At 46.4% G+C, this 17,235-nt stretch carries 15 protein-coding genes; 14 read left to right on the forward strand and 1 reads right to left on the reverse strand.

The window, feature by feature from the left end; genetic code table 11:
• Positions 1-79 precede the first annotated feature (79 nt).
• Together L6442_RS12505 and L6442_RS12510 are read left to right on the forward strand one after the other, a co-directional pair.
• On the forward strand, positions 80-1,621 hold the full coding sequence (locus L6442_RS12505; protein ID WP_212977197.1) for an N-acetylmuramoyl-L-alanine amidase family protein: 1,542 nt from the start codon (positions 80-82) through the stop codon (positions 1,619-1,621).
• 31 nt (positions 1,622-1,652) lie between these two features.
• A complete protein-coding gene (locus L6442_RS12510) occupies positions 1,653-2,321 on the forward strand; it encodes a GerMN domain-containing protein (protein ID WP_212977198.1) in 669 nt (222 codons plus the stop codon).
• Between the two features lie 81 nt (positions 2,322-2,402).
• Here L6442_RS12510 and L6442_RS12515 read toward each other — a convergent pair whose 3' ends face one another.
• Complete coding sequence (locus L6442_RS12515) at positions 2,403-2,981, reverse strand: TetR/AcrR family transcriptional regulator (protein WP_212977199.1); 579 nt, start codon at positions 2,979-2,981, stop codon at positions 2,403-2,405.
• A 280-nt stretch (positions 2,982-3,261) separates the two neighbouring features.
• On the opposite strand from L6442_RS12515, the gene L6442_RS12520 reads away from it, so the two are divergent.
• The 12 genes from L6442_RS12520 (at position 3,262) to L6442_RS12575 (ending at position 16,992) form a co-directional block, all read left to right on the forward strand.
• Positions 3,262-4,467 carry an MFS transporter gene (locus tag L6442_RS12520; protein ID WP_212977200.1) on the forward strand — a complete coding sequence of 402 codons (1,206 nt, stop codon included), beginning with the start codon at positions 3,262-3,264 and terminating at the stop codon, positions 4,465-4,467.
• A gap of 320 nt (positions 4,468-4,787) precedes the next feature.
• A complete protein-coding gene (locus L6442_RS12525) occupies positions 4,788-5,267 on the forward strand; it encodes a DUF6530 family protein (RefSeq protein ID WP_212977201.1) in 480 nt (159 codons plus the stop codon).
• 1 nt (position 5,268) lies between these two features.
• A complete protein-coding gene (locus L6442_RS12530; protein ID WP_212977202.1) occupies positions 5,269-6,477 on the forward strand; it encodes an MFS transporter in 1,209 nt (402 codons plus the stop codon).
• Positions 6,478-6,497: 20 nt separating this feature from the next.
• On the forward strand, positions 6,498-7,619 hold the full coding sequence (locus tag L6442_RS12535) for an AAA family ATPase (RefSeq protein ID WP_212977203.1): 1,122 nt from the start codon (positions 6,498-6,500) through the stop codon (positions 7,617-7,619).
• Positions 7,620-7,753: 134 nt separating this feature from the next.
• Positions 7,754-8,713 (forward strand): vWA domain-containing protein, encoded by a 960-nt coding sequence (locus tag L6442_RS12540; protein ID WP_212977204.1) that lies wholly within the window; start codon positions 7,754-7,756, stop codon positions 8,711-8,713.
• 42 nt (positions 8,714-8,755) lie between these two features.
• The gene (locus L6442_RS12545; protein ID WP_212977205.1) at positions 8,756-9,130 is read left to right on the forward strand and encodes a GIY-YIG nuclease family protein; all 375 of its coding nucleotides are present in this window, start codon (positions 8,756-8,758) and stop codon (positions 9,128-9,130) included.
• 319 nt (positions 9,131-9,449) lie between these two features.
• Positions 9,450-9,929: a DUF6530 family protein gene (locus tag L6442_RS12550; RefSeq protein WP_194235391.1), complete on the forward strand. Its 480-nt coding sequence runs from the start codon at positions 9,450-9,452 to the stop codon at positions 9,927-9,929.
• A 567-nt stretch (positions 9,930-10,496) separates the two neighbouring features.
• Positions 10,497-11,918 (forward strand): N-acetylmuramoyl-L-alanine amidase family protein, encoded by a 1,422-nt coding sequence (locus L6442_RS12555; protein ID WP_212977206.1) that lies wholly within the window; start codon positions 10,497-10,499, stop codon positions 11,916-11,918.
• Between the two features lie 30 nt (positions 11,919-11,948).
• Positions 11,949-12,614, forward strand: coding sequence for a GerMN domain-containing protein (locus L6442_RS12560; protein WP_212977207.1), 666 nt, complete (start codon positions 11,949-11,951; stop codon positions 12,612-12,614).
• Between the two features lie 573 nt (positions 12,615-13,187).
• The gene (locus tag L6442_RS12565; RefSeq protein ID WP_212977208.1) at positions 13,188-15,917 is read left to right on the forward strand and encodes an S-layer homology domain-containing protein; all 2,730 of its coding nucleotides are present in this window, start codon (positions 13,188-13,190) and stop codon (positions 15,915-15,917) included.
• A gap of 90 nt (positions 15,918-16,007) precedes the next feature.
• Positions 16,008-16,670, forward strand: a complete 663-nt coding sequence (nth, locus tag L6442_RS12570; protein ID WP_212977209.1) for an endonuclease III — start codon at positions 16,008-16,010, stop codon at positions 16,668-16,670.
• A 49-nt stretch (positions 16,671-16,719) separates the two neighbouring features.
• The gene (locus tag L6442_RS12575; protein ID WP_194235396.1) at positions 16,720-16,992 is read left to right on the forward strand and encodes an NAD/NADP transhydrogenase alpha subunit; all 273 of its coding nucleotides are present in this window, start codon (positions 16,720-16,722) and stop codon (positions 16,990-16,992) included.
• Positions 16,993-17,235: the final 243 nt, after the last annotated feature.

The raw sequence follows: 17,235 nt of genomic DNA on the forward strand, positions 1-17,235 counted from the left end.
CCAGGATAATGATTTTTTTGATATATTCGCTGTTCATGTTTATGAATCGGCAAAAACTACAGTTTGGCAGAGGTGGAAAATGAAGAAAACCGGATTTTTGCTATTTTTGTTGATGTTTATTGTCATGATGGTTTCCGTTCAGGATCGGGCCGCGGCGGCATCGTCGGCGGAAAAGGGGAATATTCCGATCATACTGGACGGAAATGAGCTTCAGGTGCCAAGCGGCGCGCAGGTAACCAATATGAACGGCAGCGTGATGGTGCCTTTCCGCGTCATCGGAGAGAATCTCGGATTTGATGTCAAATGGGATCAAAAGTCGCAAAAGGTTCTGATCAACAAAGACAAGAAGGCGATCGAGCTGGTCGTCAATCAAAAGAATGCTACCGTTAACGGGAAGAAAGTAGATCTGGACAATCCTCCGCAGCTGCAAAAAGACAGCGTGATTGTCCCTATGCGTTTCGTCAGCGAACAAATGGGTCTGCACGTCAACTGGGACAGCGGCAGCAAGGCCGTATATTTGACATCAGACGGAGAACCTTCAAAAAAAGAAACGGACGCGGGGGGCAAAGACAAAGACAAGTCTGTAACGTCTCCATCCGAAAAAAAACCTGGGCAGTCCGGATCTAAATCTGCCGATCCTGCGGCAAAACCGGATTCTTCCTCTACGCCGCCGGCTGCTGCCGGAAACGCGCTGGTCGGTGGGATCAGCTTCAGTGAAAACCGCTTGATGGTAGCCTCCCAAGGAGGGAGCGTTACGCCTAAGGTGTTTAAAATGTCCGGCCCCGATCGAATCGTTGTCGATTTGCCGAACACGGCTTTTTCGCCTGATTTTCTGAGCGGTAATGCAGCGGGGGTAGGAAACCAGAGTCAGCTGGATGTAGGTGGTTATCCGGATGTCAAGAGCATCCGCTACTCTTTGTTTAGCAGCAACCCCGCCACAGTGAGAATCGTAATTGATTTAAATAATCCTAAAGATTATTCTGTATATAATGATCCGTCCGGGCTTCTTGTTGTTGACTTGAATGCGGCGGAAGGAGAGCCAGGAACGCCGGGTGAGCCGGGAACGCCGCCGGTTTCCCATGACGGCAAAAAGGTTGTTGTGATCGATGCCGGCCATGGTGATCATGATCCGGGAACGATAGGGTACTCGAAGACGAAGGAGAAGGATTTCAATCTGGCCGTAGCCCTGAAGGTCGGACGGCTGCTGGAAAATGAGCCGGATATCGATTATGTGCTGACGCGCAGCGACGATACCTTCGTTGAGCTTGCGGAAAGAGCGCGGATAGCCAATGATCTGAATGCGGATGTCTTCGTCTCGATTCACGCCAACAGCGCGGGGTCTAAGGCCAGCGGCAGCGAAACGTATTATCAGCGCGATGCCAGCAAAGCTTTGGCCAATGTGATGCATAAATATCTTGTAAAGGCCACTGGGCTTCCCGACCGCAATGTTAAATACGGTAATTTCCATGTGATCCGCGAAACGAAGATGCCGGCCGTTCTGCTTGAGGTAGGATATCTTAGCAATCCGAAAGACGAAGCCGTCTTATTCAGCGAAAGCGTACAGGATGCCGTCGCACAGGGCATTGTCAGCGGCATTAAAGAATACCTTGGCGTACAATAAAAGCCAGGAGTCAGTAAAAGGAGGCGGTAAAGTGAACAGAAAGCTTTTAAGCGCAGCGCTTCTGGCCTTTGTCGTGGTTGCAGGAGCAGGCTGCGGACAGAAACCGACAGCTGCACCGGCACCGCAAGAGCAAACACAGGAAGAAAATAATCCTAGCGTTAACGCGGCAGAGCCCGATCAAACCGATGATTCCGATGCTGCTGCAGGCGAGAATACGCCACAAGAAGACGCAGCGGATCCGAAGCAACCGGACAAGCAGGAACAGAAACCGGAGCGGGAACACGGGCAGAAGCCGGAAGAGCAACACGGGCAGAAGTTGACTATTGAAGTTTATTATACGGATCCGCAGGAGTTGGAGCTGAAAAAAAGCGACAAGGAGATCCACTTCAAGAAGGAAAACGAAAAATTTAAAGAGGCTTTTAAGGCTCTCCAGGAAAGCGGAAATGGCGAGTTGATCCCGCTTTGGGGCAAAATAGAGCTGAAATCGCTGGAATTCAAGGATGGCGCCATGACGCTGGACATTCATATGCCGGACGAAGCGAGACTTGGAGCCGGCGGAGAACAATTTGCTTTAGATGCGCTGTCCCAAACCATGTTCCAATTTAAAGAGGTTCAAACCATCGAACTGCTGGTTGACGGGCAGCAGGTGGAAAGCCTGATGGGACATGTCGATTTGGATCATCCTATGAAGAGAAAATAAATTGAACAAGAGACTGCTGTTTCGATAATCGAATTCAGCAGTCTCTTTTTTCATGCCAGGCAATATGATATTAAATTTGACTCAGCTAGAACGGATTCCTTCAAATGCGTTCATTACTAAATGCTGCACATAGGGTTCGTCCAAGGTATCGCCTGTCACAAGCAAACGATAGAAGATCGGCCCATAAATGAGATCAATGCATATGTCAATATCAAGGCTAGTTTTCAAATCCCCGCGTTGAATCCCTTTCTCTAAAAGACCTCTTGCCTCAAGTCGGCGGGGACGGAAAAATCGAGCTCGATAGGCCTCCGCCAATCCTGAATCAAACTGCCCTTCGCCTAATAACTCCGTAATGATGGTTCCCTCCCGGCTCGTCAAGAACCGGGCCAGATTGGCGGCGTGAATTTGAATATCTTGAAGTGCCGAACCCGTATCAGGCACGGGCAATCTGGCCGTGGCGGCATATAGGAAACCATCCATGACCACGGCAGCCTTGTTAGGCCACCATTTATAAATCGTGGCCTTGCTAACCTGGGCACGGTCGGCAATTTTATCAACGGTGACGGCTTGAAAGCCATTTTCCAACAATAAATCATATGATGCGGAAAGGATAGACTTTTGCGCTTCTACATTACGAGGCCTGCCTCTCTTGCCATTCATCGTAATTATCCCCTTTCGTCAATACATGACAGCTAAAAACAAACTATACGTTCAGTATACCAATTATGAATAAAAAATAAAGTTGAAACTACATATTTACAAAACTATACGTATAGTATATTATTCTGTTATGCAATTAATAAACTATACGTTCAGTATTAAAAATACGAAGGAGGAGGAATTAACTCGAGGAGAAATTCGCATGAAATTGTAATTGCCGTGAAGTAATGAAGTTTTCCAACTTTAATGAATTCTAATTTTGTATAAGGGGTTGCCTAAAATGACTGTTATCAAAAAACAAACAATCGAGAAAAATATCCCGACATGGTTAACCATACTTTTGGCTGCCGCATGCGGTATTGTTGTAGCTAATCTTTACTATGCGCAGCCCTTGATCGGGGTAATCAGCTCTTCAATCGGGTTGTCCGCAACCAGTGCTGGTTTTATCGTGACAATAACGCAGATTGGTTACGTCGTCGGCTTGCTATTTGTCGTACCTATGGGAGATATTGTTGAGAATCGAAGGCTGATTGTCATATCTTTACTTCTCACGGCGGCAGCCCTTACCGTTACTGCAGTATCGAAGCAAGCGGTGCCGTTCTTAGCCGCTTCGTTTGCAATTGGCATAGGGGCGGTTGCTGCACAGGTGCTTGTACCTTTTGCGTCTTACCTCGCATCCGAATCCTCACGCGGCCGTGTTGTCGGCAATATCATGAGCGGTTTGCTGCTTGGAATAATGCTCGCACGTCCTTTGTCGAGCCTTGTCGCTGACTTCTTTGGATGGCATGCCGTATTCGCTTTGTCTGCCGCAGCTGTTTTTATTTTGGCAATCGTATTATCTAAGGTGCTGCCTACAAGAAAGCCTTCGGCGGACACACGCTATACAGCACTACTCGGTTCGATGTGGCACTTGCTGCGAACAACCCCGATCTTACGCCGTCGGGCTGCATACCATGCATGTGTGTTTGCGACGTTCAGCTTATTTTGGACAACAGTTCCTTTATTGTTATCCGGCCCGACTTTTCATTTTTCTCAGAAAGGCATTGCCGTGTTTGCGCTTGTCGGCGTCGCAGGTGCGGTAGCTGCGCCTATCGCTGGACGGCTGGCAGACCGCGGCTGGACTAAACCCGCAACAGGCATAGCACTTGTTACTGTCTTCATTTCTGTTTTATTGCCGCTTATGATCCAAACTGGCTCGCCCATCGGAATCACTGTTCTCGTCGTTTCAGCCATATTATTGGATGCCGGCGTATCCGCGAATCTAGTGCTTGGGCAACGTGCTCTTTTCTCATTGAGTCCGGAAATTCGCAGTCGTCTGAATGGGCTGTTCATGGCTATTTTCTTTTTCGGCGGTGCCATCGGATCCGCAATTGGGGGATGGGCATATGGCACGGGAGGATGGAGTACCGCGTTATGGATTGGAGTAGCTTTCCCGATTGCCGCTATGCTTTATTTTGCCACTGAGAAGAAGCAGTTCAAAATGTAACTTTTTTTTCGAGGGTAGAAAAACAGAGGAGACCTAATGGCCAATCAATTAGTTTTTTGAAAATAAAAAAAGTAAAGAAAAACCATCTGTCATATGACGAAAAACATATGCGCACAAGAAGTCGCCAAATTGGCGGCTTTTATTGTTTTTAACGGTGTAAGTCCTTTTCCAAAGCCTAAAAACAAGATCTTATATTGCCCCGTCCAGCGTGTTTATGTCAAAAATCGGGTTGACTAACGATGAAATCCAAGATAAAATGAAAACCGTCATTTAGTAAATTACTAAATTACTAAATCAGTAAACAGAGAGTGGGGAAAGATATGAAAATACCAACGACGTTAAAGCATAAGCCTGTTGTCGTATCAGAGAACTATGAGCAGATTGACGGCCGTCTCGCCCGAAACACGGATGCCAAAGGCCTTTCATTAGGATTGGCCCAATGGAACGATAGAGGGGGTGTTGATATTTCTGCCAAGGTATGGAGATACACGGGAGAAAAATGGTCGAGGCAATCGGAGGAACTGCCCCTCCATCGCGTTCTTGATTTGTCCATTCTGATTTGCCGGTCATTGGAACATTTTCAAGAGGCATATAGATATGAGCATTTATATGATCCGCAGCAGCCCGTCATCGACCGGGTAGCCCTGCAAGGGGATGCGATGACAGTGGCGATATATACGGACAACGAGAGAATCAATGAAGATATTAGGCTGTTCAGCCAAGCTCTGAGCGATGACGGCGAGATGATCAGCGAACGTCTGCGCACATTATCAAAAATATTAAAGGATATGGGGTATTAACATGTTTTCCAACCGTTATGTTCGAACGATTATTCTCTCCCGGGTGTTTCTGCAGCTTGGGATATGGATCCGGAATTATGCCGTCCTGCTGTATGTATCCGAATTGACGCATAATAATCCGGTTGATGTCTCACTGATTTCAGTTGCGGAATTTGCACCGATCTTTCTGTTTGGTCTGATTGGCGGGACCTTTGCCGACAGGTGGCGGCCGAAGAGAACCATGGTGTGGAGCGACCTGTTGTCCGGCTTGTCCGTCGGGGCCGTGCTGCTCGCGGTTATGAACGGCGGATGGGTTGCACTTCTGATCGGGTCCTTCGTTTCCGCCAGCCTGTCTCAATTTTCTCAGCCTTCTGCCATGAAACTGTACAAGCGGCACGTGCCTGCTGAACAATTGCAGGGTGTCATGGCGTTGTCCCAAACGCTGGTCGCCGTCTTTACGGTGTTGGGGCCGGCCATCGGTACGTTTATTTTTATTAAGTTTGGCATTAACGTCTCTTTGATTTTGACAGCAGTGATGTTCCTTGGATCGTCCCTTATATTATCAACCCTTCCTCGGGATGCGGAGGAGCCGAAGACAGGGAAAGCCGGCGGCTTCATGAAAGAGTTGACGGATGGACTGCGCTATATCGGGTCCAATAAGTCCTTAAGAACGCTGAGTATGACGTTCTCGGCAGTCGGTTTGGCATCTGGATTGACTCAGCCGCTTCAAATCTTTCTTGTCATCGAGAATTTGGGACGGGATAAACAATTCCTTCAATGGCTCGTGATGGCCAATGGGGCAGCGATGTTGATAGGCGGAGCCGCCATCATCGCGGTAGCCAAAAAGGTGAAACCGGAGGTATTGCTTTTAATCGGCTTGCTTGTCAATGCCATCTGTACGGTTGGAATGGGCGCATCAAAACAAATTTGGCTGACGATCCTTCTGTTGGTGATCAGCGGATTGTTTTACCCTTGCATTCAAGGCGGAATCCAGACGCTTATCGTACGGAACACGGAAGGAGCATTTATTGGGCGGGTATCGGGAACGATTATACCGATCTTTATGGGAATGATGGTGGTCGGCATGTTCGTCTCCGGCTATCTAAAAGGTACGTTTTCCTTACTAGCAGTATTTACGGCGAGTGGTGTGCTTGTGATTATCGGTGCGCTTTTGCTGCTTCCTATTGTCGTTGAGAGAAGAAATAAAGCCGAAAGAGATCTAGCATCATGACGGACAAGGAGGAGAATGAAATGCAAGAACATGGAGAATATTATTTATCACCTGAGAGACCATTGACAGATGCGGAAAAAAAGCTGGTGTGGAAAAAGCCGTTATCTCATAAGGTCAGCGAAGAAGAACGGCGCATTTGTAAAGAAATCAAGCGGAACTGGAATCGCGGGGAAATGAAAATTGCCAATATTCTGTTAGAAGGTGACGCCGGTTCCGGGAAAACGCAATTAGCAAAAGCATTATCAGCCAATTTCGGGCTGCCCTATACGAAAGTGACCTGTTTTGCTGATATGGATAAATCGGATATTATTGGCGCAATTTTGCCGGTGGTTTCTTCTGAACGATTAGAGAAAATGGAGCACTTGGAGCAAACCGCTTTGAAAGCATTATATGATAGCGATGGTTTTCAAAGCACAACTGAAATTTTGATGAACGCATTGGGAATTACGCGGGAACAGGCTGCCTTAAAAATGAAGCAATTGCTGAAGCTGGCTGCGGATCATTCCGACGGCGAAGCGGTTGAGTACCGATTTTACCCTTCGGAGATCGTTAGAGCCTATCAAAAAGGTTACCTATTGGAAATCCAAGAACCAAACGTCATTCGGGACGCTGCAGTTTTAATGGCATTAAATTCTGCCTTGGAGCTGGATGGGAGCATCAATCTTCCTACGGAAATCATACGCAGACATCCGGACTTCATAGCAGTCATCACAACAAATCGCAGCTATGCAGGGTCTAGAGCGCTTAACGAAGCGCTCCGTGACAGGGTTCAACATTCGGAAAAGATGGATCTGCCGACCAAAGAAGTCATGATAGAACGCGCAATGGCCAAAATTGGTTATCAAGATGAAAAGGTTTTAAGCATTTTGGCAGATATCATTATTGTTCTAGACCAAACAGCCCGGACGAATGCGATCAAAGGGGTCGCCGGAATGCGTTCATTTTTCTACTGGGCGGACGCTGTTGCCGAAGGCGCCTCCCTCAAAGAGTCCCTTTATCATAAGGTCATCTATAAAATCACAACCGATTCCGAGGAAATCGGACTGCTGGAAGAAGCACTTGAAAATCATGGTTTGATTGCCAGACTAGAGGGAGTGCCGGGTGAAGTAAAAAAAAACGAAAAAGCAACGATGATGCAATAGAGATCAAGACATGGGGAGATATAGGCGTCGCCGATTTTGACCATGACAACAATGCAGATGAAAATGGCATCGCACTAAAAAAGTCTGCGGATAGTGAAGAAAGTTCTTCACATGTTCCTGATGATTCTGCCAATATGGAAAGTTCGGATGTTAGGGGAGATGGCTCTCCCAAATATCATCAAGCAAATCCAGAACCAATGCCAGAGGCTGCGAAACAACAAGAGCGTGATTTCCGTAAAAAGCTGAATCGAGCCGCAAGGGAGATTGTGTCCGATTCTATTCATAAAGGAGTAAGGCTCATTGTTCACCGTCCGGAATACGATCAGGAGGTCAAACAGGAATATGTCAGGTTAAGCAAGGGACTCATGCCGATCGTGCAGGAAATTGCCAGAAAGACACTTCCGCTCTTGGAACATGAGATGTCATCCGAATTCGAGAGGAATCGATACTATGGCAGCAAGTTTCAAGCAGACAACGTAGCTTACAAGGATTATAGGTATTTTGCCAAGAAACGTCCTCCAACGGAATCTCCTTCCCTCGTGGTTGGTTTAAGGGTTGACGAATCCGCATCTATGTCGGCTTTCGGGAGATTGGAAGCAGCAAAACAGGCGGTTATCGCAGTATGTGAATTTTGTCAAATCTGCAATGTTCCCGTATTGATCTACGGCGATACTGCAGATGCTTCTAAGATGGAGCAAATGTCGATTTTCGCATATGCCGATTTTGATCAACCGGATACAAATGATCGATTCAGGCTTATGAGGATTCAAGCCAGAAGCAATAATCGCGACGGAATGGCGCTTAGAATTATGGCAGAACGGTTAGCTGCTTCACCGCAGCAGACAAAGTTGTTGATTAGCATAAGTGACGGACAACCAAAAGCTATGGATGATTATACCGGAAGTTATGCCGTTACAGACATGCAGCAAACAATAACGGAATATGAACGGAAAGGGATCACATTTCTTGCAGCCGCGATAGGTCAGGACAAGGAAGTCATTAGCGAAATTTATGGTAGTGAAAGATTTTTGGATATTTCAAATTTACATGAGCTTCCTGCAAAGTTAGTGCGGATTATTGCTAGGTATTTGTAATTTTTCATGAATATTCATTATCCGCGATAAGGAGAGAAATACATGGACAAGAATAAGCGCAAGGAGCTTCTAGAGGAATTCAAGCAGATGAAGACCTACATGGGGATCATCCAAATCAAAAACAAGGTCAATGGCAAAATTTACGTAGGCGGCTATCCTAACCTAAAAAACAAATGGGTTACCATACAGAGCCAACTTGATATGGGGAGGTTCGCAAATTTGCAGTTACAAAAAGATTGGAAGGAGTTTGGAGCTGAAGCGTTCACCTATGAGGTACTGGAACAGAAAAAAACCGACGATATCATCGATATCCGCTGGGAAATTAAGCAAATGGAAAAGCGGTGGCTAGAGAAGCTGCAGCCTTATGGAGATAGAGGATATCATAAGCCTCGATTGAATAATATAGACGATAAATAACGTTCGTACCGGTAAGCAGCCCGTCAATTTATTAAATTGACGGGTTTAATAATGGAATCCCGCCTATAGACCGAACCAATCCAATAGGGTTGCGATCAACTGATGGAGTCTAAACTTTCGCCCCAAGAAAATACTTATCCAATCCGCGATACCAAGCAAAACGATTGACACAAACAACCCGATTCCTTATGATTCCGTTAAATGGGGCGGATGGCTATCTTAATCCGTTTGACGATTGACAAAGTTCTACCAAACGGGTAAAATTTCTATTTATTCAAATTAGTCATTTAGTAAATGAGTAATGGAAAGAGGGAAAGAAATGAAAATTCCAACCACTTTAAAGCATAAGCCAGTTGTCGTGTCGGAAAATTATGAGCAGATTGACGGTCGGCTCGCCCGAAACACCGATGCAAAAGGTCTTTCTTTAGGATTGGCCCAATGGAACGATCGGGGGAAGGTCGATATTTCTGCCAAAGTATGGAGATATACGGGAGAAAAATGGTCCAGGCAATCGGAGGAACTGCCGCTCCATCGCGTTCTTGATTTGTCCATTCTGATTTGCCGTACCCTGGAGCATTTTCGCGACGCCTACAGATATGAACACTTATATGATCCGCAGCAGCCCGTCATCGACCGGGTTGCCCTGCAAGGGGATGCCATGAACGTGGCGATATGTACGGACAATGAGAGAATCAATGAAGACATTAAGCTATTCAGCCAGGCTCTTAGCGACGACGACGAGATGATCAGTGAACGTCTGCGTACGTTGTCAAAAATATTAAAGGATATGGGTTATTAAAGCATTAGCCGATGTTGGAACGGTTGACCTCTCCGGAGCGCTGTTCCAGTTGGGACATTTATTTACGCTGGGAAGCTGTCGGGAAGTGAATATATCCGCAATAGAACAGGGCTGATTCCATGATTGATGGGGTCAGCCCTGTTTTTAAGTATGTATAAGTTTTAAGCGGAGCTTATGCATTCGATATTCGCAAGAAAAACATCTCTATGAATTTAAAGAACCCTACATCCTTATATCGCAAGAAAAGCATCCACTAAACGCGGTCTGTCTTCTTAGAAATACGTCAATGACATTTTTCTTAACATATCAGAAAAGTATAAACTTCCGGGGTCCACGCAAAGTAATCGGAATAAGCTTCTAAGGCTCACGTCACTTTGTGGGGTTATTTTATGCATAAACTACTAGCTTTGTCTACCTTTAGATGCAGATTAAGTTTTGCATAAAGAGGAATATATTCGCAACTTTTTAAGGCCTCCTACGTCTAACTAATGTCTGGTGATGTCGAAGGGAAACCGAAATTGAAACGTCGGACTTACGACAAAAATTTAAGAATGGTAGGGGTGAAGGATGAAAAAAATTGGTTTTATGGCGGTGTTTTTATTTGTCTTCCTTTTGGCGTTTCCTCACAATGGACAGGCTGCGGCCGGAGGCGCCAAGATTTATCTGGATGACAAAGAATTGAACCTGTCTGGAAATGCGAAAGTTGAAAATGTAAACGGCAATATTATGATTCCATTTCGTGTCGTCGGAGAGAATCTAGGGTTTAACGTCGCATGGGAAGAAAAGACGCGCACGGTGACCATACAAAAGGATTCCACGGTTATGAAACTGGTCGTGGATCAAAAAACAGCCGATGTAAACGGGAAAAAGGTATCCATGGATATCGCACCTATTTTGCGTACGGACACAGTGATCGTACCTCTGCGTTTCGTCAGCGAGGAAATGGGACTTACCGTTGATTGGGACAATACGAAGAAGATCGTATACTTATATACCCAAGATTACGGGATCGGAAACTCGAATAACGGAGCGGGAGCAGGCAGCGGCAATCAAACGAATCCGGGAAGCAATGCGACAGCTGAGGTAAGCGGAATCAGCTTCCAAGATAACCAGCTGATGATTGCTACCACCGGACAAGTTAAGGCCGATTCGTTTAAAATGACCGGTCCGGACCGGATCGTTATTGATCTGCAGAACGCAGAGTTCTCGAATACATTCAGCAACAACTCGCCTCTGGATCAACATTTTACGGGATCGCTTGATATCAGTGGTTATCCCGACGTTTCGAAAATAAGATACTCCCTTTATAACGATAACCCTTCGACTATACGGGTCGTTATTGATCTTACTCATGCAAAAAATTATAAGCTGACCAATAATAACGGTTTATACATTGTCGACTTGAACACATCAGACAGCAGTACACCGGCGAATCCAGGCGGTGGCAGTGGCAAGAAGACCGTTGTAATCGATGCGGGGCACGGGGCGAAGGATCCGGGAACCACCGGAATCACAGGGAAAAAGGAGAAGGATTTCAATCTGGCTCTCGTTCTGAAAGTCGGGGATATTTTGAAACAGGACCCGAATCTTAATGTGGTTTTAACACGCAGCGATGACACCTTCCTTGAATTGAAGGATCGGGCGAAGATCGCCAATGATTTGAAAGCAGATGCTTTTGTATCGATTCATGCGAACAGCGCCGGTTCCTCGGCGGCAAGCGGCACTGAAACCTACTATCAGCGGGATGCGAGCAAAGAGTTTGCCAACGTCATGCACAAACATCTGGTACAAGCCGCCGGATTGTCCGATCGCGGCGTGCGTTACGGCAATTTCCATGTCATCCGCGAGACGAAGATGCCTGCGGTTCTGCTTGAAGTGGGTTACCTCAGCAACAAAAACGATGAAGCAGCCCTGTTCTCGGAAAGCTTCCAGCAGCGTGTCGCCCAAGGAATCGCGGATGGAATCAAAGAATACTTGGGTGTTGAATAATCAATGTCCCCTTAAAGGAGGCGGCAGAATATGAACAGAAAATTGTGGTGTGCGGGCATTTTGGCTTTGGCGATGATCGTCTCGGCCGGCTGCGGCCAGAAGCCCACTACCGCACCGGAAAAGGAACAGCAGGAGACGGTCGCCGGGGAACAGCAGCAACCAGCCGCTGGCGGCAGCGAACATGAACCGGGCCATGATGCTGACGTAAACAAAGACAACGGCAATACAACAGGCGAACAAGGCACTAAAAATAATTCTTCGAAGGGCAGCGGCACAACCGCGCCAACCAAACAGGAGCCAGCCGCCAAAAAAGAAATGATCGATGTATATTATACGGATCCGCAGGAGCTCGAACTGAAGAAATCCCAAAAGGAAATCAGCTACCAGGATGAAGTCGGGAAATATGCGGAGGCCTACAAAGCGCTGCAATCGAGCGGCAAATCCGAATTGGTTCCATTGTGGGGAAAAGTTGAGCTGAAGAAGCTCGAGTTTAAAAACGGAGAAATCACCATCGACGTTCATATGCCTGACGAAGCAAGACTTGGAGCCGGCGGCGAACAGTTTGCTTTGGATGCGCTGACCCAAACGATGTTCCAGTTTGACGAAGTCAAATCGGTGGAACTTCTGGTGGACGGTGCGAAGGTTGAAAGTCTGATGGGGCATGTCGATCTGGAACATCCTTTGACTAGACATTGAAAAAATTAGGGACAAAAGCAGGAGCTTGCCCCTTCTTGTCGAACATCATATATGGACGTGTTTTTTGAGATACGTGAAAGAGTGGCGGGGCACCCATGTCCCATGTTTGTCCAAGCTTTCCGGAATCGCGAAAAACACCCGCTTGGATGCGGTTTGTCGCTAGCGAAAGTACGTCGAACGACGTTTTTCGAGCGGATACGAAATGAACTAAAGTATGCGTCCCCTTGCTTTTCCGAAGGATTATGTCAAGTCTTTCGGGAGGGGGGCGTATTCCCTTTAGTTCTTTTACGTTTAAGATATAAGAAAATATGAGCTTAAAGAACTTACTTCCTTATATCGCAAGAAAAACATCCACTAAACGCGGTCTGTCTTCTTGGAAAGTACGTCGATAGACGTTTTTCTTTAAGATTATAGAATTTATAAATTTTCTTGCTACGCTGAACAATTCTATAATCGCAAGAAAAACATCCGCTAAATGCGGTCTGTCTTCCTAGAAAGTACGTCGATAGACGTTTTTCTTATTTTAGGTCTTGCTTTTAGGCATGGTCCTTACTTCAGAAAGGGGAAAAAAGAATGGTTTCCAGACGCAGCAACTCATTATCACATTCGAAAAAAATTGCATCGGCCGTCATGGTCGGCATGATGGCTTTTGGTTCCGGAACGGCGGTTTTTGCCGACACGGCAACGGTCGCTACGACCCAAACGGTAACTACAGGCGGGCTTTTCAGCGACGTCAAAAGCGGATATTGGGCGGAGAAACATATTTACAAACTGGCATCCCAAGGTATTTTGCTCGGCAACAACGGCTTGTTCCGGCCGAATGATTCGGTAACCCAACAGGAAGCGGTGGCCATGGCGATCCGTTTTGCCGGCCTTGAAGACAGAATCAGCAAAAATACAGAAGCATTGCCTGACAAAATGCAGGCGAATAATTACTTTAAACCATATGTGGCGCTTGCGCTTCAGCAAAATCTGTTGAATAAAGCCACTGAAAATGTTGCATCCACTTCCAAAGAAAGCTGGGGCGAACGCAAAGCAACGCGCGAATGGATTACCGAAGTTTTGATCCGCGCGCTCGGAAAGGAAGGTGAAGCGACCGCAAAGGCCAACAAAGCCACCTCATTTGAGGATAACAACAAAATTTCCAACAATAAAAGAGGATTCGTCAATGCGGCTTTGGAGCTGGGATTAACCACAGGTCTGGACGGCAATAAATTCGATCCCCAAGGAAACGTAACCCGCGCTCAGCTTGCAGCCTTCTTCAGCCGCGCGGAAGCATTTACCGACGTCAAATACAACAATTCCGTTGAAGGCATCGTAACCGGGCTAAGCAGCAGCAAACTGGATTTGTATGTGAACGGGAGCATTCAGTCGTATAACCTTGACAATTCAACCATGTATTTTACCAGCACCTCCGAAAACAAAATCAATTCCACAGATTTGAAGTTGTATACAAAAGTAATGGTGATCGGCACACCGTCCCGAACCGCATACGTGGAAGTAACGGATGCCAAAGAGCAATTTGAAAGCGTGGAAGGTACGTTCCAGAAGCTGTCTCCGGGCAATATTTTGTGGCTTGAAACCAATAATACGTTCCAACAGTTCAATTATGACGCGAATACATCATTCCTGGACCAAAATGGCGCAAAAATCGAACCAAACGCTCTGGTTGTCGGCAGCAAACTGCAAATTCATCAGGAAACAGCCTCCTCGGACAAAAAACCTGTCATCATTCAGGTGAAATCAGGCGTAGTCAACAAATCCGGCACGGGTACGCTGCAAAACATTGACGCTGCCGCCAAAGCGCTGGTGATCAAAACTGCAAACGGCGATGTGGAAAGTTATACCTGGGACGACAGCCTGATCGTCAAATACCAAAACCAGCTGCTGTCCCCTTCCGAATTGAAAAACGGGGCGGTAATCAACTACGCCGTAAAAAATAACAAGATCGCAACGATCGAAGTCACAGTGGGTGTTGAAAGAACGATCCGCGGTTCCTTGTATGAAGTCGGATTGAATAACTCGACCATTACATACAAACGCGATAACGGGCAGCTGGAAGTAAAGTTCCTTGCGGAGAAGCCGGAGCTGACCATTAACGGCATCGCAGCGCCGGTGCTGTCCGATCTGATCGCTGATCAGACTGGCGGGGACCAGGTGGAAATTACGCTGAATCCGGAGGATAAAGTCACTAAAATTCAGGTGCTCAACCGTCAAATGGAACAGAAGAAGGGCGCAACGGTTGTTCAATACGAACCAAAAACAAGATTGTTGACGCTTCTTGATGCCAATAAAAGACCTTATGTCGTTAGCCTGGACGAAAAAACCAAGCTGATGTACAATTCAACCAATCCTACGCTGGGCGGTGTTGAAGGGTTTTTGACAGCTGGCCGCAAGGTTAATATTACTTACCTGAGCAATCGCGCACTTTCCCTGGAAGTAGTCTTCCAGTATGAAGGAAAGGTATCTTATATCGATATGAACTACAAGAAACTGACGCTTGTTGGTACGGATGGGCAAAGCATAACACTGCCGTTTTCAAATCCGGTCGTCCAGGTATATGGCCGAAATAACGCCTCGTTTGCAGATATTAAAGTCGGCAGTGAAATTGCGGCCGTCTTGAACACGACTCAGGATGGTATCCAATCCATCCAGCTCAAAGCAAATGCGCAGTTTGAATTGCTCGAATTGAATTACAACACGTCCCGCTTGACAGTGAAAAAAGACGGGTATACCAGCCAGTTTTATGTGGACAAAGCTTCGCTGACGGATGATAATGGACGTATGATTTCGGTTCAAGATCTCCGCCCTGGACAATTGCTGAACGTTACGTTCTACGGTTCGACGCCTTTCACGGTTCAGGTTGTGAAACAGACCGTGGGTGAAGTTACTTCCATCGATTCGGGTTCGGCAGCTCCAAGCATCACAGTGAAAAATTATGGCGGATCGGCGGAGACCTTCAAGCTGGACGTGAACACCAAGGTCATCAATGAATCTGGAAGCCTGCTGAGTCTTGGCAATGTGGCGACAGGCAACCGGGTGGCAGTCAGCAAGGATGCAGATGGGGTTTATGTCGTGAAAGTGCTGAATACTACGGCTCAATCCTTCTGGAAATATGACAGTTATGCGAAGGAAATATATGTGAAACGGCAAAATGTGAGTGATAGCGGTCATTATCCGCTTTCTCCGGCCGCATATATTCATCAGGGAGATACGACTTTGACCGTGCAATCCCTCAAAGAAAATGATAATATTGTTTTGTATTTAAACAATGGAACGATTGTCGAGATACAGAAACAATAGTATGCTTTGGGAATGGTCATGAGATACACCGTCTTGATACGGGGGTCTTACCCGTGTCAAGACGTTTTTTTTGCAGGAGGTACTTAAGCGATGAAGGCAGCAACCGTACGTTATATTCTTGATACGATCGGTGAAATGTTTCCCGACGCCCATTGTGAATTAAACCACAGCAACGCGTTCGAATTGACGATTGCCGTGCTTTTGTCCGCGCAATGCACGGATGAAACCGTCAATAAAGTCACAAAAGACTTGTTCCAAAAATACAAGACTCCTGAGGATTATGTTGCGGTTCCCTTGGAGGAACTGGAGCAGGATATCCGCAGAATCGGATTGTACCGGAATAAGGCGAAGCATATCCGCAATCTCTGCCTCATGCTGATGGAGCAATACGGCGGTGAAGTTCCGCGCGAACATGAAGAGCTTGTCAAGCTGCCGGGTGTCGGCCGCAAAACAGCCAACGTCGTTGTTTCAAATGCTTTTGACGTGCCGGCGATTGCCGTGGATACGCATGTGGAAAGGGTGTCCAAACGGCTTGGACTGGCGAATTGGAAAGATTCCGTTCTGGAAGTGGAAAAAAAACTGATGAAACAGGTGCCGCGCGAGGAATGGACCTTGACTCATCATCGTTTGATTTTTTTCGGACGCTATCACTGCAAGGCTCAGAATCCACGCTGTCAGGCGTGCCCACTCCTTGATGTATGCCGCGAAGGAAAGAAACGTATGAAGACATCCCAAAACAGAAAAGATAAGTAACATAAAGACAGGATAGGAACTACAAAGATGGAGAAGGATGGGATTACACATGAAATGCATCTCAGTGTATACTGACAATTTTGAATTATTTTCCGATATTATGGATCAGGTGATGGAGACGAAGCTCGCAGAGCATGAAGAGAAAGAATTTGAGGGCGTAATCGTCAGCCATTCCGGCGACGTTCCCGAGCATTACCTGGACCGCATGTCCGTAAAACCGGAGGTTGTCGTGATGAAGGACAAGTCCCGCGGAACCACCATTTTGCAGCATGGGAAAGTATTCGAGATTCTCGTTCCGGAAATGGAAAACACAAACGCATAAAACAGGATCAACCGCTCTTTCATGTATAAAACCGAAGTTTTTCGGTTTTATTTTTTTACCTTTTTATGCGGGTGTTTCGGAGCTTTTTGCATGAAAAGGTTTCTCATTCTTGCCCTTGAATGTTAAAATGTAACTATTTGAAGAATGTAAATGACAAAAATCATGGTAAGCAGGCGCGATCCAAAAAAATAGTGAATCGGATTTGCACGGAAAATGCCCGTCATTACGCTGCTTTCGGAAATC

It is taken from the genome of Paenibacillus azoreducens (assembly GCF_021654775.1).
Lineage (GTDB): Bacteria > Bacillota > Bacilli > Paenibacillales > Paenibacillaceae > Paenibacillus_AQ > Paenibacillus_AQ azoreducens.